At 44.8% G+C, this 24,361-nt stretch carries 29 protein-coding genes; 14 read left to right on the plus strand and 15 right to left on the minus strand.

From position 1 onward, the window contains the following. Positions 1 to 46: 46 nt before the first annotated feature. Together ACY3ZI_RS18815 and vapB are read right to left on the minus strand one after the other, a co-directional pair. A complete protein-coding gene (locus ACY3ZI_RS18815) occupies positions 47 to 466 on the minus strand; it encodes a PIN domain-containing protein (protein WP_187129761.1) in 420 nt (139 codons plus the stop codon). Beyond that, the gene (gene vapB, locus ACY3ZI_RS18820; RefSeq protein ID WP_036949116.1) at positions 463 to 696 is read right to left on the minus strand and encodes a type II toxin-antitoxin system VapB family antitoxin; all 234 of its coding nucleotides are present in this window, start codon (positions 694 to 696) and stop codon (positions 463 to 465) included. Before vapB ends, ACY3ZI_RS18815 begins: the two co-directional genes overlap by 4 nt. Positions 697 to 859: 163 nt before the next feature. On the opposite strand from vapB, the gene ACY3ZI_RS18825 reads away from it, so the two are divergent. The 5 genes from ACY3ZI_RS18825 (at position 860) to ACY3ZI_RS18845 (ending at position 4,337) form a co-directional block, all read left to right on the plus strand. Then, a complete protein-coding gene (locus ACY3ZI_RS18825) occupies positions 860 to 1,009 on the plus strand; it encodes a hypothetical protein (RefSeq protein WP_165906943.1) in 150 nt (49 codons plus the stop codon). Positions 1,010 to 1,024: 15 nt separating this feature from the next. Then, a complete protein-coding gene (pyrB, locus tag ACY3ZI_RS18830; RefSeq protein ID WP_487375696.1) occupies positions 1,025 to 1,960 on the plus strand; it encodes an aspartate carbamoyltransferase in 936 nt (311 codons plus the stop codon). A 10-nt stretch (positions 1,961 to 1,970) separates the two neighbouring features. Beyond that, positions 1,971 to 2,435, plus strand: coding sequence for an aspartate carbamoyltransferase regulatory subunit (gene pyrI, locus ACY3ZI_RS18835; protein WP_108478835.1), 465 nt, complete (start codon positions 1,971 to 1,973; stop codon positions 2,433 to 2,435). Positions 2,436 to 2,527: 92 nt separating this feature from the next. Further along, positions 2,528 to 2,914 carry a 2-iminobutanoate/2-iminopropanoate deaminase gene (gene ridA / locus ACY3ZI_RS18840; RefSeq protein ID WP_036949109.1) on the plus strand — a complete coding sequence of 129 codons (387 nt, stop codon included), beginning with the start codon at positions 2,528 to 2,530 and terminating at the stop codon, positions 2,912 to 2,914. A gap of 241 nt (positions 2,915 to 3,155) precedes the next feature. After that, entirely contained in the window at positions 3,156 to 4,337 is a 1,182-nt protein-coding gene (locus ACY3ZI_RS18845) for an MFS transporter (protein ID WP_487375697.1), read from the plus strand. Here the strand turns inward: ACY3ZI_RS18845 and ACY3ZI_RS18850 are convergent. Next, on the minus strand, positions 4,330 to 5,238 hold the full coding sequence (locus ACY3ZI_RS18850) for a LysR family transcriptional regulator (RefSeq protein ID WP_487375698.1): 909 nt from the start codon (positions 5,236 to 5,238) through the stop codon (positions 4,330 to 4,332). The genes ACY3ZI_RS18845 and ACY3ZI_RS18850 overlap by 8 nt on opposite strands. Positions 5,239 to 5,566: 328 nt before the next feature. Between ACY3ZI_RS18850 and nrdD the strand changes: the two genes are divergently transcribed. Both nrdD and nrdG read left to right on the plus strand, forming a co-directional pair. Next, positions 5,567 to 7,705: an anaerobic ribonucleoside-triphosphate reductase gene (gene nrdD, locus ACY3ZI_RS18855; RefSeq protein ID WP_108478832.1), complete on the plus strand. Its 2,139-nt coding sequence runs from the start codon at positions 5,567 to 5,569 to the stop codon at positions 7,703 to 7,705. A gap of 15 nt (positions 7,706 to 7,720) precedes the next feature. Continuing rightward, positions 7,721 to 8,185 carry an anaerobic ribonucleoside-triphosphate reductase-activating protein gene (nrdG, locus tag ACY3ZI_RS18860; protein WP_487375699.1) on the plus strand — a complete coding sequence of 155 codons (465 nt, stop codon included), beginning with the start codon at positions 7,721 to 7,723 and terminating at the stop codon, positions 8,183 to 8,185. A gap of 12 nt (positions 8,186 to 8,197) precedes the next feature. Here the strand turns inward: nrdG and ACY3ZI_RS18865 are convergent, their stop codons facing one another. Beyond that, positions 8,198 to 8,635 carry a YhbP family protein gene (locus tag ACY3ZI_RS18865; RefSeq protein WP_487375700.1) on the minus strand — a complete coding sequence of 146 codons (438 nt, stop codon included), beginning with the start codon at positions 8,633 to 8,635 and terminating at the stop codon, positions 8,198 to 8,200. Positions 8,636 to 8,974: 339 nt separating this feature from the next. Next, positions 8,975 to 9,226: a multiple stress resistance protein BhsA gene (gene bhsA, locus ACY3ZI_RS18870; protein WP_154603012.1), complete on the minus strand. Its 252-nt coding sequence runs from the start codon at positions 9,224 to 9,226 to the stop codon at positions 8,975 to 8,977. A 300-nt stretch (positions 9,227 to 9,526) separates the two neighbouring features. On the opposite strand from bhsA, the gene ACY3ZI_RS18875 reads away from it, so the two are divergent. Beyond that, on the plus strand, positions 9,527 to 9,835 hold the full coding sequence (locus ACY3ZI_RS18875) for a GIY-YIG nuclease family protein (RefSeq protein ID WP_132496376.1): 309 nt from the start codon (positions 9,527 to 9,529) through the stop codon (positions 9,833 to 9,835). Here the strand turns inward: ACY3ZI_RS18875 and ACY3ZI_RS18880 are convergent. Together ACY3ZI_RS18880 and ubiT are read right to left on the minus strand one after the other, a co-directional pair. Beyond that, positions 9,808 to 10,311, minus strand: coding sequence for a GNAT family N-acetyltransferase (locus ACY3ZI_RS18880; RefSeq protein WP_036949091.1), 504 nt, complete (start codon positions 10,309 to 10,311; stop codon positions 9,808 to 9,810). The genes ACY3ZI_RS18875 and ACY3ZI_RS18880 overlap by 28 nt on opposite strands. Then, complete coding sequence (gene ubiT / locus ACY3ZI_RS18885; protein ID WP_036949089.1) at positions 10,305 to 10,829, minus strand: ubiquinone anaerobic biosynthesis accessory factor UbiT; 525 nt, start codon at positions 10,827 to 10,829, stop codon at positions 10,305 to 10,307. The genes ACY3ZI_RS18880 and ubiT overlap by 7 nt, the downstream gene beginning before the upstream one ends. Before the next feature lie 381 nt (positions 10,830 to 11,210). Here ubiT and ubiU point away from each other — a divergent pair, with 381 nt between their 5' ends. Beyond that, a complete protein-coding gene (gene ubiU, locus ACY3ZI_RS18890; RefSeq protein ID WP_154610088.1) occupies positions 11,211 to 12,206 on the plus strand; it encodes a ubiquinone anaerobic biosynthesis protein UbiU in 996 nt (331 codons plus the stop codon). A gap of 42 nt (positions 12,207 to 12,248) precedes the next feature. Then, the gene (locus ACY3ZI_RS18895; protein ID WP_487375701.1) at positions 12,249 to 13,124 is read left to right on the plus strand and encodes a U32 family peptidase; all 876 of its coding nucleotides are present in this window, start codon (positions 12,249 to 12,251) and stop codon (positions 13,122 to 13,124) included. Positions 13,125 to 13,175: 51 nt separating this feature from the next. On the opposite strand, the gene ACY3ZI_RS18900 is transcribed toward ACY3ZI_RS18895, so the two are convergent. Both ACY3ZI_RS18900 and ACY3ZI_RS18905 read right to left on the minus strand, forming a co-directional pair. Further along, positions 13,176 to 13,385: a type II toxin-antitoxin system YafQ family toxin gene (locus ACY3ZI_RS18900; RefSeq protein WP_487375702.1), complete on the minus strand. Its 210-nt coding sequence runs from the start codon at positions 13,383 to 13,385 to the stop codon at positions 13,176 to 13,178. Between the two features lie 92 nt (positions 13,386 to 13,477). Beyond that, positions 13,478 to 13,768: a type II toxin-antitoxin system RelB/DinJ family antitoxin gene (locus ACY3ZI_RS18905; protein ID WP_154603017.1), complete on the minus strand. Its 291-nt coding sequence runs from the start codon at positions 13,766 to 13,768 to the stop codon at positions 13,478 to 13,480. A gap of 209 nt (positions 13,769 to 13,977) precedes the next feature. On the opposite strand from ACY3ZI_RS18905, the gene ACY3ZI_RS18910 reads away from it, so the two are divergent. After that, positions 13,978 to 14,457 carry a hypothetical protein gene (locus ACY3ZI_RS18910; protein WP_272535578.1) on the plus strand — a complete coding sequence of 160 codons (480 nt, stop codon included), beginning with the start codon at positions 13,978 to 13,980 and terminating at the stop codon, positions 14,455 to 14,457. Between the two features lie 80 nt (positions 14,458 to 14,537). Here the strand turns inward: ACY3ZI_RS18910 and ACY3ZI_RS18915 are convergent, their stop codons facing one another. From ACY3ZI_RS18915 to ACY3ZI_RS18925, 3 genes are read right to left on the minus strand one after another with little or no spacing between them, the layout of a single operon-like run. Next, positions 14,538 to 15,695 carry an ABC transporter permease gene (locus ACY3ZI_RS18915; RefSeq protein WP_211887258.1) on the minus strand — a complete coding sequence of 386 codons (1,158 nt, stop codon included), beginning with the start codon at positions 15,693 to 15,695 and terminating at the stop codon, positions 14,538 to 14,540. Then, entirely contained in the window at positions 15,695 to 16,840 is a 1,146-nt protein-coding gene (locus tag ACY3ZI_RS18920) for an ABC transporter permease (protein ID WP_132496367.1), read from the minus strand. The genes ACY3ZI_RS18915 and ACY3ZI_RS18920 overlap by 1 nt, the downstream gene beginning before the upstream one ends. Positions 16,841 to 16,851: 11 nt before the next feature. Beyond that, positions 16,852 to 17,823, minus strand: coding sequence for an HlyD family secretion protein (locus tag ACY3ZI_RS18925; protein WP_036949070.1), 972 nt, complete (start codon positions 17,821 to 17,823; stop codon positions 16,852 to 16,854). A gap of 566 nt (positions 17,824 to 18,389) precedes the next feature. Here ACY3ZI_RS18925 and ACY3ZI_RS18930 point away from each other — a divergent pair. The 3 genes from ACY3ZI_RS18930 to ACY3ZI_RS18940 are packed head-to-tail and all read left to right on the plus strand — an operon-like array spanning position 18,390 to position 21,216. After that, positions 18,390 to 20,072, plus strand: coding sequence for a sensor histidine kinase (locus ACY3ZI_RS18930; RefSeq protein WP_211887257.1), 1,683 nt, complete (start codon positions 18,390 to 18,392; stop codon positions 20,070 to 20,072). A gap of 32 nt (positions 20,073 to 20,104) precedes the next feature. Further along, positions 20,105 to 20,821, plus strand: a complete 717-nt coding sequence (gene btsR / locus ACY3ZI_RS18935) for a two-component system response regulator BtsR (RefSeq protein WP_036949068.1) — start codon at positions 20,105 to 20,107, stop codon at positions 20,819 to 20,821. A gap of 23 nt (positions 20,822 to 20,844) precedes the next feature. After that, positions 20,845 to 21,216: a YjaA family stress response protein gene (locus tag ACY3ZI_RS18940; RefSeq protein ID WP_211886882.1), complete on the plus strand. Its 372-nt coding sequence runs from the start codon at positions 20,845 to 20,847 to the stop codon at positions 21,214 to 21,216. A 71-nt stretch (positions 21,217 to 21,287) separates the two neighbouring features. Here ACY3ZI_RS18940 and ACY3ZI_RS18945 read toward each other — a convergent pair whose 3' ends face one another. From ACY3ZI_RS18945 to nlpI, 3 genes are all read right to left on the minus strand, one after another. Next, complete coding sequence (locus ACY3ZI_RS18945) at positions 21,288 to 23,264, minus strand: DEAD/DEAH family ATP-dependent RNA helicase (protein WP_487375703.1); 1,977 nt, start codon at positions 23,262 to 23,264, stop codon at positions 21,288 to 21,290. Then, positions 23,254 to 23,334, minus strand: coding sequence for a hypothetical protein (locus ACY3ZI_RS18950; protein ID WP_487377576.1), 81 nt, complete (start codon positions 23,332 to 23,334; stop codon positions 23,254 to 23,256). The genes ACY3ZI_RS18945 and ACY3ZI_RS18950 overlap by 11 nt, the downstream gene beginning before the upstream one ends. Before the next feature lie 99 nt (positions 23,335 to 23,433). Continuing rightward, positions 23,434 to 24,351: a lipoprotein NlpI gene (gene nlpI / locus ACY3ZI_RS18955; protein ID WP_154599704.1), complete on the minus strand. Its 918-nt coding sequence runs from the start codon at positions 24,349 to 24,351 to the stop codon at positions 23,434 to 23,436. Positions 24,352 to 24,361 lie beyond the last annotated feature (10 nt).

Raw genomic sequence — 24,361 nt, forward strand, 5'->3', positions numbered from 1 at the left:
ATAAACGTAATGGCTATATCCAATAAATTAAACACTAATTTAATAATTATGGCTGCAACCAATCTTCTAGTTTCAATCCCAAAACTCGAGAAAACTCTCGGGTATTGTTAGTTACCAATATAGAGTTAGTTGCTAATGCATGACCGGCTATTGCAGTGTCATTATTTCCAATAGGCGTTCCTGCTTCGGTTAATGCTTTCTTAATTGCAGTTGTTGCATCAATCGCATCTTTATCCCAAGCGAGAATCCCATCAAGACGCTCACAAAATGCGTCGACTAAAAAATTATGCTTAGGCGAGGCTTTCTTACCTATCGCACCAAAGCGCATTTCTGAGTAAGTAATCGCAGAAATAACAATAGAATGTCGATGTATAACACAATCTTGCAGTTTCTGTAGTAGATACATGGGTTGCTCTCTCATAATGAAAGAGCAAATATTGGTATCAAGCATGTAGAGTTTTGTCACAAAACTATCCTTCCATCTTCAATCACGTCTTCACGTTCAAGTAAGAAATCTTTGTCTGCTTTATCTTCATCTCTTAGTGATAGCCAATTAGGTTTGACTGGACGAAGAATAATACGATTCCCTTCACGACTAATCTCTAATTCATTTACACCTTCAAAATCAATATCTTTAGGTAAACGAACTGCGCGATTATTACCATTTTTAAATACAGCAACAATTTTAGTTACCATAATTCCTCCTTAAATGCCGAAAGAATAAACATATGTTGAGTATATGCCCACTCATACATATGTCAACATATGCTAAAAACAAAAAATTTCATTTTTCTGTTCGCAAACGCTTGCGTCATTATGCCACACGCGTATAATGCGCCACAATTTGCCGGGAGAAACCATGAACGCTGCTGCTCTATTTTTGAAAGAGAACACCGACACCGCACTGCCATCACGCGGTCAGGACAGCCTGTTTTTCCCCGCCGTATTGATAAAAAAGCCCCTCATTGAGGGGCTTTTTTTTGGCCTACTAGATAGCAAGTCTTGCTGATACAGGAGAATCACGATGCCGAATCCGTTATATCACCGCGACATAATCTCAATTAACGATTTAGATAAAACTGACCTTGAATTAGTCCTTAAGGTGGCAGCTTCATTAAAACAGCAGCCTCAACCTGAGTTTCTGAAGCATAAGGTAATCGCCAGCTGTTTCTTCGAAGCATCGACGCGTACCCGTCTGTCATTCGAAACCGCTATTCATCGTTTAGGGGCATCTGTCGTCGGCTTCTCCGATAGCGCCAATACCTCATTAGGTAAAAAAGGCGAAACTCTCGCAGACACTATTTCTGTTATCAGCCAGTATGTTGATGCGATTGTGATGCGCCACCCACAAGAAGGTGCCGCGCGTTTATCTAGCCAGTTCTCAGGTTCCGTTCCGATTATCAACGCAGGGGATGGCTCTAACCAACATCCTACCCAAACCCTGTTAGACCTGTTTACTATCCAAGAAACTCAAGGCCGCTTAGAGAACCTGAAAATCGCGATGGTCGGTGACCTGAAATATGGCAGAACGGTGCATTCACTGACTCAAGCGCTATCGAAGTTTGAAGGTAATCACTTCTACTTTATTTCCCCTGAAGTGTTGTCGATGCCAGCTCATATCCTGAATATTCTGGATGAAAAAGGAGCGACTTACAGCCTGCATAACAATGTCGATGAAGTGATCCCTGAAGTGGATATTCTGTATATGACTCGCGTTCAAAAAGAGCGTTTAGACCCATCAGAATATGCCAACGTCAAAGCGCAATTTATTCTGCGCGCCCAAGACCTACACAGTGCCAAAGATAATTTAAAAGTGCTGCACCCGCTTCCGCGCATCGATGAAATTACCGTGGATGTGGATAGCACCCCTTACGCTTATTACTTCCAGCAAGCAGGGAATGGGATTTACGCGCGCCAAGCGCTGCTGTCTCTGGTATTAAATAAAGAACTGGCAATCTGAGGAGAAGACCATGACACACGACCATAAATTACAAGTTGAAGCCATCCGTTGCGGCACTGTCATCGACCATATCCCTGCTCAAATTGGGTTCAAATTACTGAAGCTGTTTAAGCTCACCAAAACCGATGAGCGCATCACTATCGGGTTGAATTTGCCCTCCAGCAATCTGGGCAAAAAAGACATTATCAAAATCGAAAATACCTTTTTAACCCCGGAACAAGCTAACCAGTTAGCGATGTATGCACCGGAAGCTACTGTTAATCGTATTGAAGATTATCAAGTGGTGGAAAAATTAGACCTAAAATTACCCGAGCAAATCGACAGCGTTCTGGTGTGCCCAAACAGCAATTGCATTAGCCATAATGAGCCGGTTTCCAGCAGTTTCCGCATTAAAAAACGCGCGAAACATGTGGCATTAACCTGCAAATTCTGTGAAAAAGAGTTCGATAGAGACGCCGTGATCAATAATCAGTAAGGTATTTAGGCGTAGACTGCGTCTTTGTGTGGATGCCGTTCCATGTCTATAATAGCGTCCAAACCCTTTTTTACGTGATAAACGGAGAAATTATGTCATACGAAATCAGCACCGAAAATGCACCAGCCGCTATTGGTCCTTACGTTCAAGGCGTCGATTTAGGCAGTATGGTTATGACTTCAGGTCAAATTCCTGTTGATCCAAAAACCGGTAATGTTCCTGAAGATATCGCAGCACAAACTCGTCAATCACTGGCGAACGTGAAAGCGATTTTAGAAAAAGCAGGTCTGGGCGTTGCCAACATCGTAAAAACGACCGTTTTTGTGAAAGATTTAAATGATTTCGGTACCGTTAACGCCACTTACGAAGAGTTTTTCAAACAACATAATGCGCCATTCCCTGCGCGTTCTTGCGTTGAAGTTGCGCGTCTGCCAAAAGATGTGAAAATCGAAATCGAAGCTATCGCAGTACGTAAATAGTTTTATTCAGTTTCAGATTGTCAGTCTGATAGCCTGCTAACCCATTGTCAGCAGGCTTTTTTTCATCATATAAAAACTGCTCACCTAAAAATTGCAACCCGCTTTTAGGCTATTCTTTGTATCCCAAAATGCCCTTCTCTTTTTCTCGCTGTTTTGTCACGATAACCCTCGGGATATATCCGCAACATCACTTTATGACTTATTCAATTCAGGACAATGTTTAGCCCCTGCGGATACCTATATGCAAAATAAAATACGTTTATTACTGCTCAGCCTGTCACTGGCTGTGTTTGGCGTGATCACCACCGAAGTGGCGGTGATTGGTTTATTACCACAATTAACTCAGCAGCTTCATATCACAGCGCCACAAGTTGGTTTTCTCGTCAGTATCTACGCAGTGGTAGTGGCCATTTCAGGACCTTTTATCACGCTATTGCTCGGGCGTTTTAATCGCAAAACCGTTCTGTTGGTCATTATGATGCTATTTATTATCTCCAATAGCATTTATGCCCTCACCGAAAACTATCATATGATTTTGGTGTTTAGAGTTTTACCCGCACTGACCCATGCGGTCTTTTTTGCCATCGCCCTAAACCTTGCAGCCAATGCCATGCCGCCCGAAAAATCTGCCAAGGGCGTGGCCATTGTGTTTTCCGGTGTCGCGGTGGGGATGGTTTTGGGATTACCCCTCAGTGCCTTCATTGCAGAAGCATTTTCTCTGACTACCGCCTTTTGGTTCGGCGCTTTAACCAGTTTGCTGGCGTTTATGGGGATCGCCATTCATGTGCCGTCTACTCCTGTAACCGCACCGCTAAAAGTCCGTGAACAAGTGGCGATTTTAAAGCGTTTGCCTGTTTGGTTGTGCATATTGACGGTGACACTGATTTTCAGCGCGATGTTCGCAAGTTTCAGTTATATCGCCGATTATCTGATTAAAATTACTGGATTTTCGAACAATGTGACTAGCACACTATTGGTGGTGTTCGGCATCAGCGGGTATATCGGTAACTTTATTTTTAGCCACTTTCTACAGCGCAGCCAAATTGCGACTACGCTGCCTTATCCCGTGTTATTCGGAGTGATTTATTTCGCGGTTTGGCTCTTTGGGCATCAGCCGATAGTGATGGTGGCGTTGGTGATTTTATGGGGGGCTTTCCATACATCCGGTTTAATCATCAGCCAAAGTTGGTTAATGAAAGAAGCCAATTCAGCCCCTGAGTTTGCCAATAGCCTGTATATTTCATTCTCAAATTTAGGGATTACCATTGGCACTATGATTGGAGGCTGGGCGATTCTGTACGCGGGAGTGGCTGCCATTATTTGGGTGGGAATTGCGTTTTCTGTCCTGGCATTAATCAGCATTTGGGTAAAAGTGAAGCTAACCCATTCGGCGCCAGCACTCGCTTGCCATTCCCTTAATTAAATTGCCCTTCTTTTGCCGCCTTAAGCAACATATCAATCACATAGCGTGTTTTTGGCGGCATACTACGCCCTTTCGGCCACAATAGATTAATCGGCGTTTCATAGCCTTCAGACTCTGGCAAAATGCGCTGTAATTGCTGGTTTTTCAGATAATCATCGACCAACCACAATGGTAACTGAGCAATCCCTTTTCCTTGAAGCACCGCTTGGAGCATCGCATCGCCATCAGCGAGTTCATAAAAAGGGCGTGGAGCATACTGGATGACAGTTCCTTCTTCACATAAGCGCCAATAGAAAGGCGCTCCTTGGCGGATCCCCACAATGCAGCGATGATTTTCCAGCTCTTGAAGATGCTGAGGCGCCCCGTATTTTTCAAGATACTTTGGCGATGCACACAGAACTTGGTTTTGTGTGGTTAACTGACGAGCCACAAGGTGAGCGCTGTCGGGTAAAGGGCCAATACGCACCATCAAATCCAGACCTTCTTCAAGGGCATCGACAAATTGCTCATTAAACGAAACGCTCAGCATCAATTGGGGCTGCTCATCCATCAGTTGCATCAAAATAGGCATAACGCATTTACGCCCAAATGCGGCAGGGAGATCTAGGCGCAGCTTACCCATCAAGGTATGGGTATTCTCTTGGAGCTGCTGACCCGCTTTATCTAATAAATCCAGCGCGGCTGAGCATTCATGGAAGTAGCGCTCCCCTTCCGTCGTGAGCGAAATTCCCCGCGTGGTTCGGATTAATAGGCTAATCCCCAAATGTTCTTCGAGCTTAGTGACACGCTTGCCGACGGCGGATTTGGTGATCCCTAAACGCTCTGCCGCTTCCGTAAAACTCCCTGATTGAACCGTCGCCACAAATGCAGTAATACCGGTGAGTGAATGGATGGGGATCATAATGCGCTTTTTAACCTCATCAACTGCTAGCCTGCCGCTTTTTTTTCAATTGATTCATTCTAGAGCAAATTCCCAAACCCTTAAATCAATCTCTAAATTTAATTAATTCCTGCCCGTTTGATATTCATATAAATTATTTTTTTCTTTGTTTTAAATCAAATTACCGTCATCTAAAAAAAGGCAATATCCTACATATTGTGCTTTAATTAATTCACTAGACACTATATATAGTAAAAATTCACATTTCTTTCACAGGGATGCCCCATACTGATAAAGGATCATGGACGCTATCGCCAGTCCTGTGAGGGATTAAATAAGGAGTATGACAGTGAAAACGGTGGTTATAAAACGAGATGGTTGTCAGGTCAATTTTGATCTCCCACGCATTCAAGAAGCGGTGCGACGTGCAGCCGCTGCGGTGGACGTCAAAGATGATGATTATTGCCTGCAAGTTGCCACGGTTGTCTCTGAGCAGTTGTGCAATCGCGAAAAAGTGGATATCGCAGAGATCCAAGATGCGGTCGAAGACCAGCTCATGTCAGGGCCTTACAAGGATCTGGCTCGAGCTTATATTGAATACCGCCATGACAGAGACAGCGAACGCGAAAAACGCAGCCAACTTACTCACGAGATCCGCGGCCTAATTGAGCAAAGCAACTTATCCTTACTCAATGAAAATGCGAACAAAGACAGTAAGGTGATCCCAACCCAGCGTGATTTATTAGCCGGAATAGTCGCTAAGCATTATGCCAAACAGCATATTTTGCCTCGCGATGTGGTACTTGCTCATGAAAAGGGTGAAATTCACTATCATGATCTCGATTATGCCCCTTTCTTCCCGATGTTTAACTGTATGCTTATCGACCTTGATGGCATGTTAACCAACGGCTTTAAGATGGGAAATGCGGAAATTGAGCCACCAAAATCCATTTCTACTGCCACTGCCGTTACTGCACAAATTATTGCCCAAGTGGCTAGCCATATTTATGGCGGAACCACCATTAACCGCATTGATGAAATTTTGGCGCCTTATGTCGCTATTAGCCATGAAAAGCACTTAAAAGTGGCCAAAGAATGGGGAATTGCTGACGCCGAGGCTTACGCCCAAAGTCGCACTGAAAAAGAGTGTTACGATGCGTTCCAATCCTTAGAGTATGAAGTGAATACACTGCATACCGCTAACGGGCAAACCCCCTTCGTCACCTTTGGATTTGGGTTAGGCACATCCCAAGAAGCACGACTTATCCAACAGTCGATTCTTAAAAACCGCATTGCGGGACTGGGTAAAAACCGCAAAACCGCGGTTTTCCCAAAACTGGTGTTTGCTATCAAAGATGGGCTGAACCATAAATACGGCGATCCTAACTACGATATCAAACAGTTAGCCTTAGAATGCGCCAGCAAACGCATGTATCCAGACATCCTCAACTACGATCGCGTGGTTGATGTCACTGGCTCCTTTAAAACACCGATGGGCTGCCGCAGTTTCTTAGGTGTTTATGAAGAAGACGGCAAACAAATCCACGATGGACGAAATAATCTCGGCGTGATCAGCCTGAATTTACCGCGTATTGCGCTGGAAGCTCAGGGTAGCGAAGAGGCATTTTGGGCGCTTCTCGATGAGCGTTTAGCCATCGCTAAAAAAGCATTAATGACCCGCATTGCGCGCTTAGAAAATGTCAAAGCCCGCGTAGCTCCTATCTTATATATGGAAGGTGCCTGCGGCGTTCGCTTAAAAGCCAATGACAGCGTCGCGGAAATTTTCAAACACGGGCGCGCTTCAATTTCATTGGGTTACATTGGGTTGCACGAAACCATCAATGCCTTATTTGGCACGCAAACTCATGTGTATGACAGCGAGCAATTGCGCGAAAAAGCCGTCGCTATCGTCAATCGTCTACGCCAAGCCACTGATGAATGGAAAGCCCAAACAGGTTACGGTTTCAGCTTATACAGCACGCCGAGCGAAAATCTGTGTGACCGTTTCTGCCGCTTAGATACCGCTGAATTTGGCGTTATTGATGGCGTAACCGACAAAGGCTACTACACCAATAGCTTCCACTTAGATGTGGAAAAACAGGTTAACCCTTACGATAAAATCGATTTTGAACAGCCGTACCCGGCGCTCGCCAATGGCGGTTTTATCTGTTACGGCGAATACCCGAACTTACAGCACAACCTCAAAGCCCTCGAAGATGTCTGGGATTACAGCTATCAGCATGTTCCTTACTACGGCACCAACACGCCAATCGACGAATGCTATGACTGCGGTTTTTCCGGTGAGTTTTCCTGTACCAGCAAAGGCTTTACCTGCCCAGCTTGTGGCAACCATGATACTAACCGCGTTTCCGTGATCCGCCGTGTCTGTGGATACTTAGGCAGCCCAGATGCCCGACCGTTTAATGCGGGTAAGCAAGAGGAAGTAAAGCGCCGTATCAAGCACTTGGGTAATGGACAGCTCGGTTAACAGCGGATAAATGCCATGAATTATCATCAATATTATCCTGTGGATGTGGTCAATGGCCCCGGTACCCGCTGCACATTATTTGTTTCGGGCTGCGTTCATCAGTGCCGAGGCTGCTATAACCAAAGCACATGGCGCGTGGATTCCGGTATTCCTTTTACCCAAGAGATGGAAGACCAAATTATCCAAGATTTGCAGGATACGCGTATTCGCCGACAAGGGCTCTCCCTCTCTGGGGGGGATCCTTTGCATCCTGCCAACTTACCTACTATTTTAGCGTTAGTGAAGCGAGTGAAAGCCGTCTGCCCAGATAAGGATATCTGGATGTGGACAGGCTATAAATTGGATGAATTGACACTAGAACAGCAAAAAGTGGTGAGCTTGGTCAATACGTTGATTGATGGAAAATTCGAGCAAGAATTGTACGACCCCGCGCTGCTATGGCGCGGTAGCAGTAACCAAGTTATTCATCGACTGCGTTAAGCTTCACGCGACCTAAGCTTCACGTAACCAATGTAATTTGGTGCCAAACCCTAGCGTGTTATCCACCATTTTCACTGTCTGTAATTGGAGCTGCCAAATCGGCAGCTTCGCCTCTAGGGCGACAGGAAATCTCTGGCAATAAAATGCTTTCTGCACATCCGCCTCTTCACCGCCCAATTGGCGAATTTCTCCCACAAATTGAATACCTTGAATTTTGCCCACTTGCTTAGTTTGTGCGGAGATAGTCCCTGCCACACGAGGATTTTCCTGCATTAATTTACCGTGCTGAGAATCGGGGGATGTCATGAAAATTAAACGCATATTTTGGCGGTCAAAGGCGTAGTAGCAACTGGCAGCCCAAATATCATCTTGGTGAGAGGTAAACAGGGAAAAAACGTGTTGGCGAGCAATATAGCGCTGGATGTGTTGTAAGGTATTTTCGGGTGTCATTGCGAATGTCCATGTTAGACCGTTCAGAACACGCCCATAAAAATGGCTGGGCGTGCTTGAGCTGTTCTGAACGTTATCTGTACTTAGTTCGCACTACTATACGCTAAATCTTTCTAGCATTTCCTTGAATAATTAGATTTTTAATCTCATAACCTCAAGGTTTTTAACTCTAATCATTGTGACTTTTTACTTTAGTCATTATGACGTTTTACTCTAAATAATTCGAGTTGCAGCTAGGCGGCAAGTGAACGAGTCGCTAGGAGCATACACTAGTATGTGACTAGTGGGAGTGAACGCAGCCAACAACGCTGCGGCTCGAAGTATAACGAGTAAAAAATTTTATTTGTAAATTGCTGCTGTCCCATTCATCTCATTCTCACCGCTTGCAGAAATCACGCGGAAAGATTTTGCGCCAGCTTCATCAGCTTTTTTGGCTAATTGTGCAGTCAGGTCATTTACACTTGCAGCACCACTTACAGACACATAACCTACTGCTGGCTCGCTAGCTTGTCTAACTTCTTCAGCCGCCATTGAACCAAATGATACAGCACCTAAAGCTAAAGCAGCAGCAAATAATGTTGATTTTTTCATGGTAAACTTCCTCATTGTATGTTTGATATTTACAGGGGTTTTTTCATGTTTCCCTGTGATATGGATCATACTATGCCCTTTATTCTGAGATGAAAATTAGCTAATTTTGCTATAGTTATTCAAATTAATTGAACAATAACCTATGTTGAGGTTACAAATTTGTGACAGGTTTATATCATTTTTTATTTATAATTTAGTATGTTATAAACTTTATGATCCGCGAGAAAATTCGCTGCAAGCCAACTAAATTCTCCTTATAAATCAGCACAGAATGCTAAATTCAGTGACAAGAAAAACAAAATGACACAGCAAAATTGGTCTCTTTACTTAATTCGGCAGAAAAATAACGCGTTATATTGTGGGATCACCACCGATGTTCAGCGGCGTTTTCAACAGCATGAAGCGGGAACTGGTGCCAAGGCACTAAAAGGTAAATCGCCTTTGACCCTCGTTTTTCATTGTACTGCGGGGGATCGTTCTGAAGCATCTCAATTAGAGTATCGAGTGAAGCAATTGAGTAAGCAGGCAAAAGAAAGGCTGGTCACTGACCAGCCTGATGATTTACAGCATTATTTAGCGGCTTACACATTGTCAAAATGCGATGAGTAAGTGACTTCGCCTTTATGCTGGTCAATTGCACCGTTTTCGAGTCCGTAGACAAGAAAATGTTTTTGTAGACTTGGCCATTGGCAACGTAATTCGTGGTTGGAAGCGGGTTCGAAACCAAAACGCCCGTAGTAACCCTCATCACCGAGAACGACGACAGCCCCATAACCAAATTCATTTAAGCTATCTAACCCTTCATAAACCAATTTTTCCGCGATACCTTGGCCTTGATAGGCTTTTTTAACGGCTAATGGGGCGAGTCCTACCCATTGAACATCTTCACCATTCACATCAACCGGGGTAAACCCGACATAGCCAATAACTTCGCCGTCATCGTTGGTTGCCACCACACCGAGGGTCAGTAACCCATCTTCACGCAGGTGCTGAACAAGATCTGCCTCCCCCTCAGTTGGGAAGGTTTCACGTAATAGCGTGTCGATACCCATGGCATCAACCGGGATTTCTACACGTATCAGCATGAGGTTAACACAGGCGTTTTATGCTCTGCGTCCTCACTGTCTTGTACCGTTTTAATCACATCAGCGAGCTGTAATAGACCAAAGCGTAAAGGCGCAGGCATATTTTCAATTTCGAAGGCATCCATCAGGTTTTTAACATACAAACCTAATTCAGTATCCCCTTCAATCACCAAACGACGTTGGAAAAAGAGCGTATCGGGATCTTCTTTGCGGGCTGCGATCAATACCAGATCATTGGCATTGCCGCTGACACTGACATCCGGTTCAGCCTGCTTTTGTACCACCAGCTGACCCTCTTGTAAGCTGATAAACCAAACAAGCTCTAAATCTCGGATCTCAACTTTCAGCCATTTCCCTTCCAGAAAATCGAGTTCGCCTTCTTTAACAGATTCACGAAACTGCCAACTTAATAGTTGTTCGAGTATTTGACGCTGTACGACAAATGGGGTCACTTTCAATGGAAACTTCAAAAATGAAGGGCCTTGAGTGATCAGTTGAGAACGAATTTTACCAAACACAGTACTAACTCCCGTATCAATTATCTGTCCACTATGCATAACTACAGGTTAAAGCAGCCGCTTGGACAATTTTAATACCTATAATGACTAAGATTATAGATAACATTGATGTGTAGATGTAAAGATAGTCAGAGATATATCGTTATTTATCCGATATAAGGACATATTTTGCCAAAAAATAACGTGATGATACCGATCCTATATCAATCTTTATCCATCTCGCCAATATTTATTTCCAATAATCTCTACACTTTTATAATAGTCACGAAATAACTATCTCGCCTGCAACATTCCAAGCTTCTCTGCGCTAAATCAAAACCTCTACCAGACCCCTTGTCTAGAATGACCAATTGCTAAATTTTTATACAGAGAAAAAAGCCAATGGAATTACTCTGCCCTGCGGGGAATTTACCTGCCTTAAAAGCTGCTGTTGATAATGGTGCCGATGCGGTGTACATCGGACTCAAAAATGATACTAACGCGCGCCATTTTGCAGGTTTGAATTTTACGGAAAAAAATCTGCATGAAGCAGAGCGTTATATCCACCAGCGTAAACGTAAATTGCATATTGCGATAAACACCTTCGCTCATCCTGATGGTTATCAACGCTGGCAAAACTCTGTTGATTTAGCGGCTGACTTAGGAGCCGATGCTCTGATCCTCGCCGATATCGCGATGTTAGAGTACGCGGCCAATAAATACCCGCATATTGAGCGCCATGTTTCTGTGCAAGCTTCCGCGACCAACACAGAAGCCATTCGTTTCTATGAGCGTAACTTTCAAGTGCATCGCGTGGTGCTCCCTCGCGTGTTATCGATTCACCAAGTGAAACAGCTCGCCAAAACCAGTCCTGTCCCGCTGGAGGTTTTTGCTTTTGGTAGCCTGTGCATTATGGCTGAAGGTCGCTGTTATCTTTCTTCCTACTTAACGGGAGAATCTCCGAATACGGTCGGTGCTTGCTCTCCTGCACGTTTTGTTCGCTGGCAACAGACTGAAAATGGCATGGAGTCACGACTGAATGATGTGCTGATCGACAGCTACCAAAAAAATGAAAATGCGGGTTATCCAACCCTGTGTAAAGGGCGCTATGTGGTGGATGAGCAGAAATACCATGTTCTTGAAGAGCCTACCAGTCTCAATACCATTGAGCTGCTACCTGAGCTGATGAGCGCCAATATCGCCTCGGTAAAAATTGAAGGTCGTCAGCGCAGCCCTGCCTATGTCACCCAAGTGACCAAGATTTGGCGTCAGGCAATCAATCGCTATAAATCCAATCCAGATGGTTTCGTGACGGATCCTAGATGGCTCAAAGCCCTTGGCGACCTTTCTGAAGGTAGCCAAACCACCCTTGGAGCGTATCACCGTAAATGGCAATAACTGGCGCACATCATTCATCAGCATGGATTAATGGGTAACATAATGAAATATGCATTAGGCTCAGTACTGTACTACTGGCCAACATCAACCTTACAGGATTTTTATCAGCAGGCAGCAGACAGCGACGCGGATATTATTTATCTCGGGGAAACGGTATGTAGCAAGCGCCGTGATATGAAACCCAACGACTGGATTGACCTTGCGAAACAGCTAGCAGGAAGCGGTAAACAGATTATTATCAGCACCCTTGCGCTGTTACAAGCGCCCTCCGAGCTGAAAGAAATCAGTAAGTTAGTCGATAATGGCGAGTTTTTGATTGAAGCGCACGATTTCGGTGTCGTCAACATGCTGGCAGAGCGAAAATTACCTTTTGTGGCGGGTCACGGGCTTAACTGCTACAACGCTCCATCACTGAATATTTTGCTACGCCAAGGCATGATGCGCTGGTGTATGCCCGTTGAACTTTCCCGTGACTGGCTGGTGAATTTGCTCAATCAATGTGAAGAGCTAGGTATTCGCGATAAATTTGAAGTGGAGGTTTTCAGCTACGGTCACTTACCACTGGCTTATTCTGCCCGCTGTTTTACCGCTCGTTCGGAAAACCGCCAAAAAGATGAGTGCGAAACCTGCTGCATTAATTACCCGCAAGGGCGCAAAGTGATGTCACAGGAGCAGCAACAAGTGTTCACGCTTAATGGCATCCAAACCCTGAGCGGCTACTGCTATAACTTAGGCAACGATATTTCGTCTATGCAGGATTTGGTGGATATTGTGCGGGTTTCCCCTGAAAGCTTTGAGTCCCTCGATGTGATTAGGCAATTTAAAGCCAACCAATACGGGCAGTCCCCACTGAGCATTCCCGACCAAAGCTGTAATGGCTATTGGCGCAATATTGCCGGATTGACTCTAGAAGCGTGATGGGCTTTTGTCTATTTATAAGAGGCTCTTTATAGAGCCTTTTTTATTCAATTAGCCAAATAGTTCACTGTGTGAACCTATATCAATGAAAGTCACTAAGCGCCCATCATCCGAAAGTTGATATACGAGCAGGAAATCACCTCCAATATGTAATTCCCTTGCACCACCCCACTCATTTCCTTCTAACTCATGATCAAGATACTGTGGAGGAATATTTTTCTGTGAAAAAAGTATTTCCATAATGGCAATCGCTTCATTCATATTCCTTCTACCAGCCCGATTATAACGTTCCCATGATTTTTGATTTTTTAAAGGTTGATGTATAAGCTACCTGCCTTGGGCATTGGGCGCGTTTATGGCTTGTTTTTTGACTCACTCTTCGTTAGCTCCAACATCATCTCATCCAATGAAGAATACTGTTGCTCAATGAGCGCGGCTTCTTTTAAAGCCTGAGCAGTTTTCGCAGAAGGCTGTTTGCGTTTAATTTCAAAAGGAACCCCCTGCTCCTGAACAACCTGCTCAAGAAACAAACGGATCGCGGCACTAATGGTCAGCCCACAATCTTGCAATACACTGGTTGCCTCAGCTTTTAGTTGCTCATCAATGCGACTACGAACATCCGTCGTTTTTAATAAAGCAGTCATAAAATACCTCACTGTCATAATGTAGCTACATTGTAGCCACCTTTATGTTTAAATATACCATTGCGTGACAACCTGCGCAATTCTTCATCAAAAACCTGTCTATACCCAGAATATCCCCCAAACAGATACAGAGTTATCTCCTTTGAATTCAGTTGACGTACGGTAGATTAGATAAGCAACCAAACTCACAGACTAATAAGGAAATACCCGTGATAAAACGTACCCTGCTCGTCATGACACTTTTTTTAGCGGGATGCTCAACATCCCTTGAGTACACCAAAGCTGATCTCGAAAAAAACCAAGAAGTGGGTTACTCCGATTCTGGGTACTACCGCGTGGTATTTAAAGGGAAAAAAATTCTTTCAGTACCTGAAAATGCCCATATTGTGGCAGGAACTGAAGATAATGTGGTTGGAAAACTTAACCAAGAAGGTAAAACAGGTGAGTTTGTGATCGCGGGTCTTGCCGCCAAAAGCAATGGCAACATTAGTTCCCAAGTGGGTGGCCACGATTATAATTTGAGTTTCCTATTAACCGATGAAAATGATTTACCACTTTCATCAGTCAATTACATCATTATCAATGACTGTAATGGGGAAGCCTATTCGGGCAAAACCAATGCTAACGGACGCACATTTTCGGTTTCAACGCCCAAAGAGTGCAACTTAAGTCTCAGCGTTGTAGAGTAAAATGTATCGGAATAAAAGATTGCGGCGTAATTTTTCAAAATGAGAGGTTGGAAGCCAACCTCTCTGACGATTATTTATGGCTATTTATGAAAATGCTTGCGCCAGCGGTGCACCGCATGACTAATCTGGCGTAACTCACCATCTCGCAACATGCCAATAAACACACCGATAAACGAGTAAATCACCCCAAGCACCAGCATCATCACAATATCCATCAAGATATCTCTAAATGGCAGACCCATTTGGTTGATTCCCGCCATGGCGTTAGTCGCCCATGTTGATGGCAATGCAGAGGCTATCATTCGTACCCAGTCTGGCATAGCTTGTAATGGCCAAATCGTACCAGACATATAGAACACCGGCGTGGTGATAAACGCCAATGTCAGGTAGATCATTTCCACACTACGCAAGCATTCGGTGACCAACTTCCCTAACCCAATAACGGCGAGTAAGAATGGGAAGGTCAGCATCCAAATTTGGTACAACGGCGCTTCTTGCCGATAACCCAAAATCCATGGCCATAAAGCAAAAAATACGGTCGAAAGAAATAACCAAATAGGCACCAGCGCCGACAACGCCCCAAGGTAAACCGCTAATGGGGGCTTGCCTTTTGGTGTGGAGCGAATGGCAATACTGACCCGCACGCACGCAATTAATAAGGAGTGCTGCAATAACATCACCAGCAAGCCAGGGAAGATAATCGCCGCAAAGCTAATGCCGGGGTTATACAGCGGCTCGGTTTCACTGCGAACAGGGGCAATAATCACTTTTGCTTGTTCAAGACTGAAACCCGCCTTTTCCAGTAACTGGGTGTTATAGGCGCTCAATAGCGTTTGATACGCTTTCGATAGCTCTTGCTGGATTTGCCCGCTGGCTAAGCGGTTTGTGGCATCCCCATAAACCGGTACCGTGATATTTTTGCCACTAAGCAAATGCTTTTCAAAATCCGTAGGGATGATTACGATGGCAAACAGCTGCCTCGCAATCATATCCTGCCGCGCTTGAGCTAAATTATCGTAACTGTGTAGCTGGACTTTGGGCGTGGCGTCTAAATCGCGGATCAGCTCACGACTTGCGCCTGAGTGATCCATATCGATAACCGCCACAGGCAGATCCCACAGGACAGGACGCGCGTACACCAAACTCATAATACAGAGAGAAACGAGCAGCAGTAGCCACATCGGTTTCTCCAGCATGCCCAGCAGTACCTTTTTAAACGTCGCAAAATAGACCGTCATCATACGATACTTCCTTGGGTTTCAAGCCGTTTCACTAAGCGTTTACGGATCAAAAATGCCGTCAATAACGGGTAAATCAGCAAAAATAGACACACTTGCACAATGCGCTCAAACGAAATTTCCCGTAAGAAAATATCAAACATGGCGTTTAAGGTGTGAGTGAGCGGCTCCGCGTTCGAAATAATTCGTGCGGGCAGAATCATCGAGAGTTCCGGCACTGCCATGCCAGAAAACGCCAAGGCAATACTCACCAGCATCCCGATTAAGCTGTAAGCCATTATCGCGCTGGACGTAAAGCTAAAGAGTAGTAACCCGATACTCTGCGCCGCTATCACATAGAAGAAGCCCACCAGCATCATATACAGAGGGTTCCCTACTACTTTTGCATCGAAGATAGTGACCAATGCCGCCAGTTCCACAATTAGTAACGTCGTGAAAAATAACGTATAAGGTGCCATTTTACCTAGCAGTGCCATTGAAAATGGCTTCACACTTTGGAGAATGGTGCCGCGAGACATAGTATAAATAGTGGCAGTGACCACAAACAGTTGCAGCATATGGATGGTCGCCGCAAATTGTTGGTAATAAATATAACTACCACTTGGGTTAAAGAGGCTATCGTAAGAGAGCGTGACTTGCGCCAATGCTGGTAGCGATTGCCCCATCGATTTTGCCATTTCTTGGCGGTATTTGGCGTTAAGTTCCGCAACTAAGCCGCTAAAATCTTGAATAGCATAACTGCCAGATGCGTAAAACAGCGCATTGTAGTACATGCGTAATTCAGGTTGGCGTCCTCGCAATATATCCTCTTCAAAATTTTGGGGAATATAGAGCAAGGCATAATCTTTGGCACTACCCAGCTGCTTGATGGATGTCACTAAGTTGCCATCAATCGCTTTCACTTCCGCATGAGGACCCGCATCAAGATCGCGGATAATTTGCCTTGAAACTGGGCTGTTGTTGTTATCGACCACCGAAACTGGCACATCCATCAGCGTTCCCTCTGAGAAGTTAGCGCTGATTAACGTAAACAGCATCAAAGGGAATAGCCAACTCAGCCAGTGAAAGACTGGGCTGCGGATCGCCATTTGGGTTTCGCGGCTAAAGGCATGTTCAAAACCATGCCAAGCGAATTTGAGTTTCATGGCGTCACCTGTTATTTATCCCAGTGCCACAAGACGCTCATCCCCGGTCGCAATCCTTCAATCGGTTGTTGTGGATACAAGCGAACTTCAAAGGTTTTCAGGTCGAAATCCCCTGTCGCACGGGTGGCTCGTTTAGTCGCGTAATCCCCTTTCGGTGCAATATAGCGAACTTCGGCTTCCACGGTTTTATCCCCTAAGGCAGGAACCGTCAGCTCAATTTTGTCCCCTTTTTTCACACCCACTAAAATGTCTTCACGTAGGTTATAAACAAAATAGGCTTGAGGAAGGCTGATCAATGAGATTAATGGGCTACCAGCATTGAACAGTTCACCAATTTCCGCAGGGATTGGACCGACTTCACCATCCACAGGGGCTTTCACTTGCAAGTCATCCAGTTGAACTTGGAGCTCAGCCAGTTTTTGCTCTGCTTGGTCCACTGCCGCTTTATATTGTTGACGCTGCTCGATACGATCGCCGTTTTTCCCTTCTTCCAAACGCGCCTTAGCACTTTGGACTTGTTGGAACGCAACATCTTTCGCTTTACGGGCGGTATCTAGCTCATTTGCTGAAACATACCCTTTACCTGAAAGATTATTTAGACGGGTAAATTCACGGGAGGCATTTTGGTATTGCGAATTTGCTTGAGCAACCGCAGCTTGTAGGTCACGCAGCGTCTCTTCACGAGTTCCATTCAAGGATTGGTCGAGTTGAGCTTGAGCTTGGTCCTTAGCCGCTTTTAATGCCGCGTATTGGGCTTGTAACTCAGGGCTTTCTAAGGTGAGCAATAACTGCCCTTTCTTCACATCATCCCCGCGTTCTACATGGCGTTCAATGACTCTGCCTTTGGCTTTTGAAGTCACGATGACCTCCGGTGCGTCCACTTCCCCTTGCAATAATAAAAATTGATTATGGGAATGAAAAAGCGCCGCAGCAGCAATTAAGATCAGCATAAGCAAGATCAGTATGATGGTTCTTTTTTTCATTATGTATGTGGGCCTTGAATAATAACGGAGGAAACTACTTTTTCATTATGACAATAAATTAACACTAACGTTAAGAAATTTGTGCGCAAAATCACGCTTTAGCGGTCTTTTTTAGTCTGAGGGGCTTTGACGCTTATGTCAAATAATGATGTTTTACTAATTATTAAATGACGATTACTTAACCAGCCCAATAAGATACAATACCCCCAAAAATATATGGCTAAGCCCACTGAGCGCAGTCAACACCCCCATAATGTAAAATATAGAATGTGAAATATAATGAGCCATGCTCTATATAGTAAGCCATGCTCTAAATAGTTCGCATTATGGGTAGGCGGCAAGAGAAGATATCTCTAGGAGCATACAAAAGTATGTGACTAGAGGAGCTGAACGTAGCCAACACCCCCATAATGTGAAATATGACGAGCATGTACAAAAGTATGTGACTTAAGTAGCTGAGCGCAGCCAACACCCCCATAATGTGAAATATGACGAGCATGTACAAAAGTATGTGACTTAAGTAGCTGAGCGCAGCCAACACCCCCATAATGTGAAATATGACGAGCATGTACGAATTCGACTTGATTTTATTACTACTACAACAAATGTGCGTCTACCTCGTTATCGCTTGGGCACTCAGCCGCACTCCTCTGGTTACCCCTCTTCTTAAGGTGACCATTCGCTTACCTCATAAAGTGATGTGCTACCTTATTTTCTCAGTATTTTGCATCATCGGTACTTATTTTGGTTTACATATCAATGATTCCATAGCGAACACTCGTGCTATTGGCGCTGTACTTGGCGGATTGTTAGGCGGCCCTGCGGTGGGCTTTGCTGTTGGGTTTACTGGTGGGGTTCACCGGTACTCTTTGGGTGGAATGAGCGCTTTCGCTTGTATGATCTCGACCATTGTCGAAGGCTTAATTGGCGGTCTGGTACATCGTTACTATATGAAGCGAGGGGAAATTAATAAAATTTTTAACCCTGTTACCGCCAGCTGCGTTACCTTTTTCGCTGAAATCATCCAGATGCTGATTATTTTACTCATCGCCCGTCCATTCGATGAAGCTTATGAATTAGTGAAAAATATTGCCGCGCCGATGATCATTGCCAATACCATCGGGGCAGCCATGTTTATCCGCATTTTGCTGGATAGGCGTGCCATCGTCGAGAAATACACCACGGCATTCTCCGCGCAAGCCTTGAAAATCGCCCTATGTACTGAAGGTATTTTGCGTAAAGGTTTCAATGCGGATAACAGCATGAAAGTGGCAAAAATTATTTACCAAGAGTTAGATATTGGTGCCGTCGCCATTACGGATAGAGAAAAAATTCTCGCCTTTATCGGTCTAGGTTCCGATCACCATATTCCTGGGACACCTATCTCATCGATTCAATCTAGGCAGGCCATTGATAATAATGAGGTGGTTTATGCCGATGGTAACGAAACGCCGTATAAATGCTCACTAAGTCCCTCGTGCAAGCTTGGCTCCACCCTCGTCATCCCACTTAGAGGGGAAAACCAACGAGTTATTGGAACCATCAAATTATACCAAGCCAAAAATAGCCTCTTTAGCTCCATTAACCGTACGCTAGGGGAAGGAATTGCCAGCCTGTTCTCAGCACAAATTTTGGCGGGGCAATATGAGCGCAATAAACAATCTTTACTGCAATCGGAAGTCAAACTACTTCACGCACAAGTGAATCCCCATTTTCTCTTTAATGTGCTTAACACATTACAGGCAGTGATCCGCAAAGATAGCCAGCAAGCGGGACAGCTCGTGCAGTATATCTCCACCTTCTTTCGCAATAACTTAAAACGTCCAGAACAGAATGCGACATTAGGGGAGGAAATCGAGCATATCAATTCATACCTGCAAATTGAAAAGGCGCGATTTCAAGAGAATTTGCAGATCCATTTAGATATCCCCGATGAAGTTAAACAGGTGGAATTACCCGCGTTTACGCTGCAACCTATTGTCGAAAATGCAATAAAACATGGCACTTCACAGTTATTAAATACCGGATACATTACAATACGCAGCTATATTCGCTGTGAACATGTCTATATTGAAATCGAAGATAATGCCGGTTTATACCAGCCAAGTGGGCAATCTGACGGCTTAGGGATGGGCTTAGTCGATAAACGCTTGCGCCTGAAATACGGTGAAAAATATGGAATAGGCGTGGAGTATGAACCTGAAAAATTCACCCGCGTGAAAATCCGCTTGCCCTACATGTCCACTTAATCACATTGCACATAATAAATGATAATAACGCTATGAATGTACTGATCGTTGATGACGAACCCCTAGCCCGTGAAAACGTGCGCTGCTTACTTGAGGAACATGACGATATCGAGATTATTGGCGAGTGCGCCAATGCCATTGAAGCCATCGGTTTGATCCACAAAAAAAAGCCTGATGTGGTGTTTTTAGATATTCAAATGCCCCGGGTGACGGGATTAGAAATGGTGCGTATGCTCGATCCTGAAGAGCGCCCACACATTGTTTTTCTGACAGCATTTAATGAATTTGCGATCCAAGCTTTCGAAGAGCATGCTTTCGACTATCTACTTAAACCCCTTGAACCTGAAAGATTGGCAAAAACTTTAGCCCGTTTACGCCAAAATAAACAGAAACAGAATCTCGAGCTTCTCGATAACAATGAACCGCTCAAGTTTATTCCTTGTACCGGACACAGCCGAATTTATCTAATGAAATTAGACGATGTGCAATATGTTACTTCTCGCATGAGCGGCGTGTATGTAATGAGTACCCAAGGACAAGAAGGCTTTACCGAATTAACCTTGCGCACATTAGAAATGCGTACGTCGTTAGTCCGTTGCCATCGTCAATATTTAGTAAATATGACCCAGCTCAGCGAGATTCTATTTGGGGATAATGGACAAGCCGAATTGGTGCTATGCTCAGGTGAGCATATTCCCGTTAGCCGCCGCTATTTAAAACCCTTAAAAGAGGCGCTTGGGCTAATTTAACGAGTGACTCAGGAGAAAAGGTTATGGCTGATTTTTACCTGCAAATTCGCACCAATTCGATGACATTAAAAAATCTCGATACCCATGAAGAACACAGTGCAACGGGTGAGTTTTCAGCCCAAAGAATGGTTATCGGGGATTTTTTTAAAGCCGAGTTTGTACTGTATCAGTTGGTCTGCGATATGGGGCTGAAAGTCCGTCGCCCTTTTGCGTCGAAACATCGTGTTTTGGTTCAAGCCCTCGAAATTATTGAAGGGGGCGTGAATATGGTGGAAGAGCGCCTATTTACCGAAATTGTTTACGGGGCATTTAATCAGCGCGTGAAAAAAGTGGTGGTAAGCCGAGCACCGCTGCCTATGCCTCAGCGAGAAGCGAAAGCCTTATTAACTGCATAAAAAAACCCGCATTTTAAAATGCGGGTTTTTTGTATTTATCTCAGCCACATTAACGTGGCTGGATAGCGCTATTATGCGTTGTGGCTGCTGCTACGACGACGTGGCGCTGCATTAGTGCCATCTTGGCGCGGTGCAGAGTTACCACGGTCACGGTTGCCACCATCACGGTTTCCACCACGGCGGTTGCCGCTGAAGCCTTCGCGATCACCACCGCTACGACGACCATCACGATCGCCACCACGGTCATTACGACGACCTGCACCGAAACCACCTTCGCTGCCGCCTTCACGACGTGGACCACCACGACGTTCGCCACCGCCACGACGCTCAAATGGTTGAGCATCACCGATCAGTTGCATTTGCATTGGCTTGTTCAGTACACGCGCACGGCTTAAGTGAGTTAACACTTCGCTTGGCATACCTTTTGGCAACTCGATAGTTGAGTGAGTACCAAACAGTTTGATGTTACCAATGTAGCGGCTGCTGATGTCTGCTTCGTTCGCAATCGCACCAACGATATGACGAACTTCAACACCATCATCACGACCCACTTCGATACGGTACATTTCCATATCGCCAACATCACGACGCTCACGACGAGCACTACGATCGCCGCGCTCTGCACGGTCAAAACCGTTGCCGTTACTGTTGCGGTCGTTACGGTCACGACGGTCGCCACGACGATCATCACGGTCGTTGAATTCACGACGCGGACGACGCGGTGCATCTGGTGGCAGGATCAGAGCACGTTCGCCTTGAGCCATTTTCAGTAATGCCGCTGCTAAGGTTTCCATATCTACATCTTCAGATGGAGACATTTTCGCTAACAGTGAACGATACTGATCTAAGTCGCTGCTTTCTAATTGCTGTTGGATTTGTTCAGCAAATTTCGCCTGACGACGTTGGCTTAATACGTCAGCATCTGGCAATTCCACTTCAGGAATAGTCAGTTTCATTGTACGTTCAACGTTACGCAGTAAACGGCGCTCACGGTTCTCAACAAACAGTAATGCGCGACCCGCACGACCCGCACGACCGGTACGACCGATACGGTGAACGTAAGATTCTGCATCCATTGGGATGTCGTAGTTAACAACTAAGCTGATACGCTCAACATCCAGACCACGTGCTGCAACGTCAGTTGCGATCAGGATATCTAAACGACCATCTTTTAAGCGCTCTAATGTTTGCTCACGCAGTGCTTGGTTCATGTCACCATTCAGTGCCGCACTGTTATAGCCATTACGCTCAAGCGCTTCTGCAACTTCTAAGGTTGCGTTTTTGGTACGAACGAAAATAATCGCCGCATCGAAATCTTCAGCTTCTAAGAAACGCACCAGCGCTTCATTTTTACGCATACCGTAAACAGTCCAGTAGCTTTGAGCGATATCTGGGCGTGTAGTAATGCTCGACTGAATGCGGATCTCTTTAGGATCTTTCATAAAGCGACGAGTAATACGACGGATTGGTTCTGGCATTGTTGCCGAGAACAGCGCAGTTTGGTGTTCTGCTGGAATCTGGCTCATGATGTTTTCAACATCATCGATGAAGCCCATACGCAGCATTTCATCAGCTTCGTCTAATACTAAGCCTTTCAGTTTAGAAAGATCTAAAGTACCGCGCTTCAGGTGGTCTAACAGACGACCTGGAGTACCAACAACCACTTGTGGTCCTTGGCGTAATGCACGAAGTTGAACGTCATAACGTTGACCGCCATATAAGGCAACCACGTTGACACGGTTCATGTGTTTAGAGAAATCGCTCAGTGCTTCAGCAACTTGCACCGCTAACTCACGTGTCGGTGCCAGTACTAAAATTTGTGGAGCTTTTAAATCTGGATCGATGTTATGCAGTAATGGCAAACCAAATGCAGCGGTTTTACCACTACCGGTTTGTGCCATACCTAATACATCATTACCATCCAATAACAATGGAATACATTGTTGCTGGATTGGAGATGGTTTTTCGTATCCCAGGTCGCTTAGTGCGTTCAAAATAGATGCTGATAAACCTAGATCAGCAAAAGACATATCGGTCTCAGTCGTCATGTAAAGGTGCCTCATACTTAGTGGCGGCCAGTTTACATAACGGAGCGAAAATCATTTCGGTCATTATCATTTAAAATGTGAACTGGCTCAAATTGTGTTATTAAACGAACAAATAAACCCTCACCCGGGTGGATGATGGCTTAAAAATGAATAGAGAAATGTTCGTCAGCTATTGCTGGCCCGATTCTAATAGGTCGTCTTGTTCTTGGCCTAACAGCGCCAATTCCAACAATGCGTAGCGGTGCTCAACAAAGCTGTGTGCGTTGTTAGCTACCGTCAGTTTGAATAACGCAGTTGCGCTATCCTTATCCCCCAGACTTAGGTAATGCTTACCTAAATAGAAGTTAGTTTCACTGAGATGCTCAGCGAGCGAAGTGTTATCCGTAGATGTCTCTTTCAAACGCTCCATCAATGTCGTTTCATTGATATTGCCAAGATAGAATTCTACGATATTCCAGCCCCATTGCCCTTTCTCCGCTTGGTTGTAGCGGGCAGCAAGATTGTCTTGTGCCATACGCGGGTCTATGTCTTTTTCTACGAGATAAAGCCACAGAGTACGAAAAGGATCATTTGGATCTATCTGATAATACGCCAGCAGATCATCCTGCGCTAATTTGTATCGTCCACCGTAATATAATGCGATGCCACGATTCATTCGCGCGAAATTGTAAGTTGGATCAAGCTCTAAAACAGAATCAAACGCTTCATAGGCGGCATCATAGTTGCCAGCCTGCGTAAAATATATTCCTAAAAAGTTAAAGATTTCAGGAATATCCGGACGGATTGACAACGCAGTTGAAAAATCATTACGTGCCAGCGCCCTTAAACCGAGACTATCATACAGTACTCCGCGCTCATATAAAAGCTGCGCGTACTCATCATCGGTTAAAGATCGGCTCGCAAGGATTTGTTCCATACGAGCCAAAATCACTTCTTGTTGTAATGAAGGCTGCAATGGAACTGCAAAAACCTCGTTTTTACGCCAATCTTTATTACTACATCCAATAATAATAAAAAAGATGAACGCGGATAGCACACGGACTAAGGTGCGGCTATCGATAAAACGAAAGTTAATACAGTTCTGCATACTACGCCCT

This window comes from Providencia sp. LY12 (assembly GCF_057621555.1).

Excerpts from the sequence above, each read along its gene's own strand:
- ridA (WP_036949109.1), top strand. The coding sequence starts at position 2,528 with ATGTCATACGAAATCAGCACCGAAAATGCACCAGCCGCTATTGGTCCT.
- btsR (WP_036949068.1), top strand. The coding sequence starts at position 20,105 with ATGAATGTACTGATCGTTGATGACGAACCCCTAGCCCGTGAAAACGTG.
- ACY3ZI_RS18825 (WP_165906943.1), top strand. The coding sequence starts at position 860 with ATGAACGCTGCTGCTCTATTTTTGAAAGAGAACACCGACACCGCACTG.
- ACY3ZI_RS18880 (WP_036949091.1), bottom strand. The coding sequence starts at position 10,311 with ATGCTGATACGTGTAGAAATCCCGGTTGATGCCATGGGTATCGACACG.
- vapB (WP_036949116.1), bottom strand. The coding sequence starts at position 696 with ATGGTAACTAAAATTGTTGCTGTATTTAAAAATGGTAATAATCGCGCA.
- pyrI (WP_108478835.1), top strand. The coding sequence starts at position 1,971 with ATGACACACGACCATAAATTACAAGTTGAAGCCATCCGTTGCGGCACT.
- ACY3ZI_RS18925 (WP_036949070.1), bottom strand. The coding sequence starts at position 17,823 with ATGAAAAAAAGAACCATCATACTGATCTTGCTTATGCTGATCTTAATT.
- nrdG (WP_487375699.1), top strand. The coding sequence starts at position 7,721 with ATGAATTATCATCAATATTATCCTGTGGATGTGGTCAATGGCCCCGGT.
- nlpI (WP_154599704.1), bottom strand. The coding sequence starts at position 24,351 with ATGCAGAACTGTATTAACTTTCGTTTTATCGATAGCCGCACCTTAGTC.
- ACY3ZI_RS18920 (WP_132496367.1), bottom strand. The coding sequence starts at position 16,840 with ATGAAACTCAAATTCGCTTGGCATGGTTTTGAACATGCCTTTAGCCGC.
- ACY3ZI_RS18850 (WP_487375698.1), bottom strand. The coding sequence starts at position 5,238 with ATGATCCCCATCCATTCACTCACCGGTATTACTGCATTTGTGGCGACG.
- bhsA (WP_154603012.1), bottom strand. The coding sequence starts at position 9,226 with ATGAAAAAATCAACATTATTTGCTGCTGCTTTAGCTTTAGGTGCTGTA.
- ACY3ZI_RS18845 (WP_487375697.1), top strand. The coding sequence starts at position 3,156 with ATGCAAAATAAAATACGTTTATTACTGCTCAGCCTGTCACTGGCTGTG.
- ubiU (WP_154610088.1), top strand. The coding sequence starts at position 11,211 with ATGGAATTACTCTGCCCTGCGGGGAATTTACCTGCCTTAAAAGCTGCT.
- ACY3ZI_RS18940 (WP_211886882.1), top strand. The coding sequence starts at position 20,845 with ATGGCTGATTTTTACCTGCAAATTCGCACCAATTCGATGACATTAAAA.
- ACY3ZI_RS18900 (WP_487375702.1), bottom strand. The coding sequence starts at position 13,385 with ATGAATGAAGCGATTGCCATTATGGAAATACTTTTTTCACAGAAAAAT.
- ACY3ZI_RS18915 (WP_211887258.1), bottom strand. The coding sequence starts at position 15,695 with ATGACGGTCTATTTTGCGACGTTTAAAAAGGTACTGCTGGGCATGCTG.
- ACY3ZI_RS18865 (WP_487375700.1), bottom strand. The coding sequence starts at position 8,635 with ATGACACCCGAAAATACCTTACAACACATCCAGCGCTATATTGCTCGC.
- ACY3ZI_RS18930 (WP_211887257.1), top strand. The coding sequence starts at position 18,390 with ATGTACGAATTCGACTTGATTTTATTACTACTACAACAAATGTGCGTC.
- pyrB (WP_487375696.1), top strand. The coding sequence starts at position 1,025 with ATGCCGAATCCGTTATATCACCGCGACATAATCTCAATTAACGATTTA.
- ACY3ZI_RS18945 (WP_487375703.1), bottom strand. The coding sequence starts at position 23,264 with ATGACGACTGAGACCGATATGTCTTTTGCTGATCTAGGTTTATCAGCA.
- ACY3ZI_RS18950 (WP_487377576.1), bottom strand. The coding sequence starts at position 23,334 with ATGATAATGACCGAAATGATTTTCGCTCCGTTATGTAAACTGGCCGCC.
- ACY3ZI_RS18895 (WP_487375701.1), top strand. The coding sequence starts at position 12,249 with ATGAAATATGCATTAGGCTCAGTACTGTACTACTGGCCAACATCAACC.
- ACY3ZI_RS18875 (WP_132496376.1), top strand. The coding sequence starts at position 9,527 with ATGACACAGCAAAATTGGTCTCTTTACTTAATTCGGCAGAAAAATAAC.
- ACY3ZI_RS18905 (WP_154603017.1), bottom strand. The coding sequence starts at position 13,768 with ATGACTGCTTTATTAAAAACGACGGATGTTCGTAGTCGCATTGATGAG.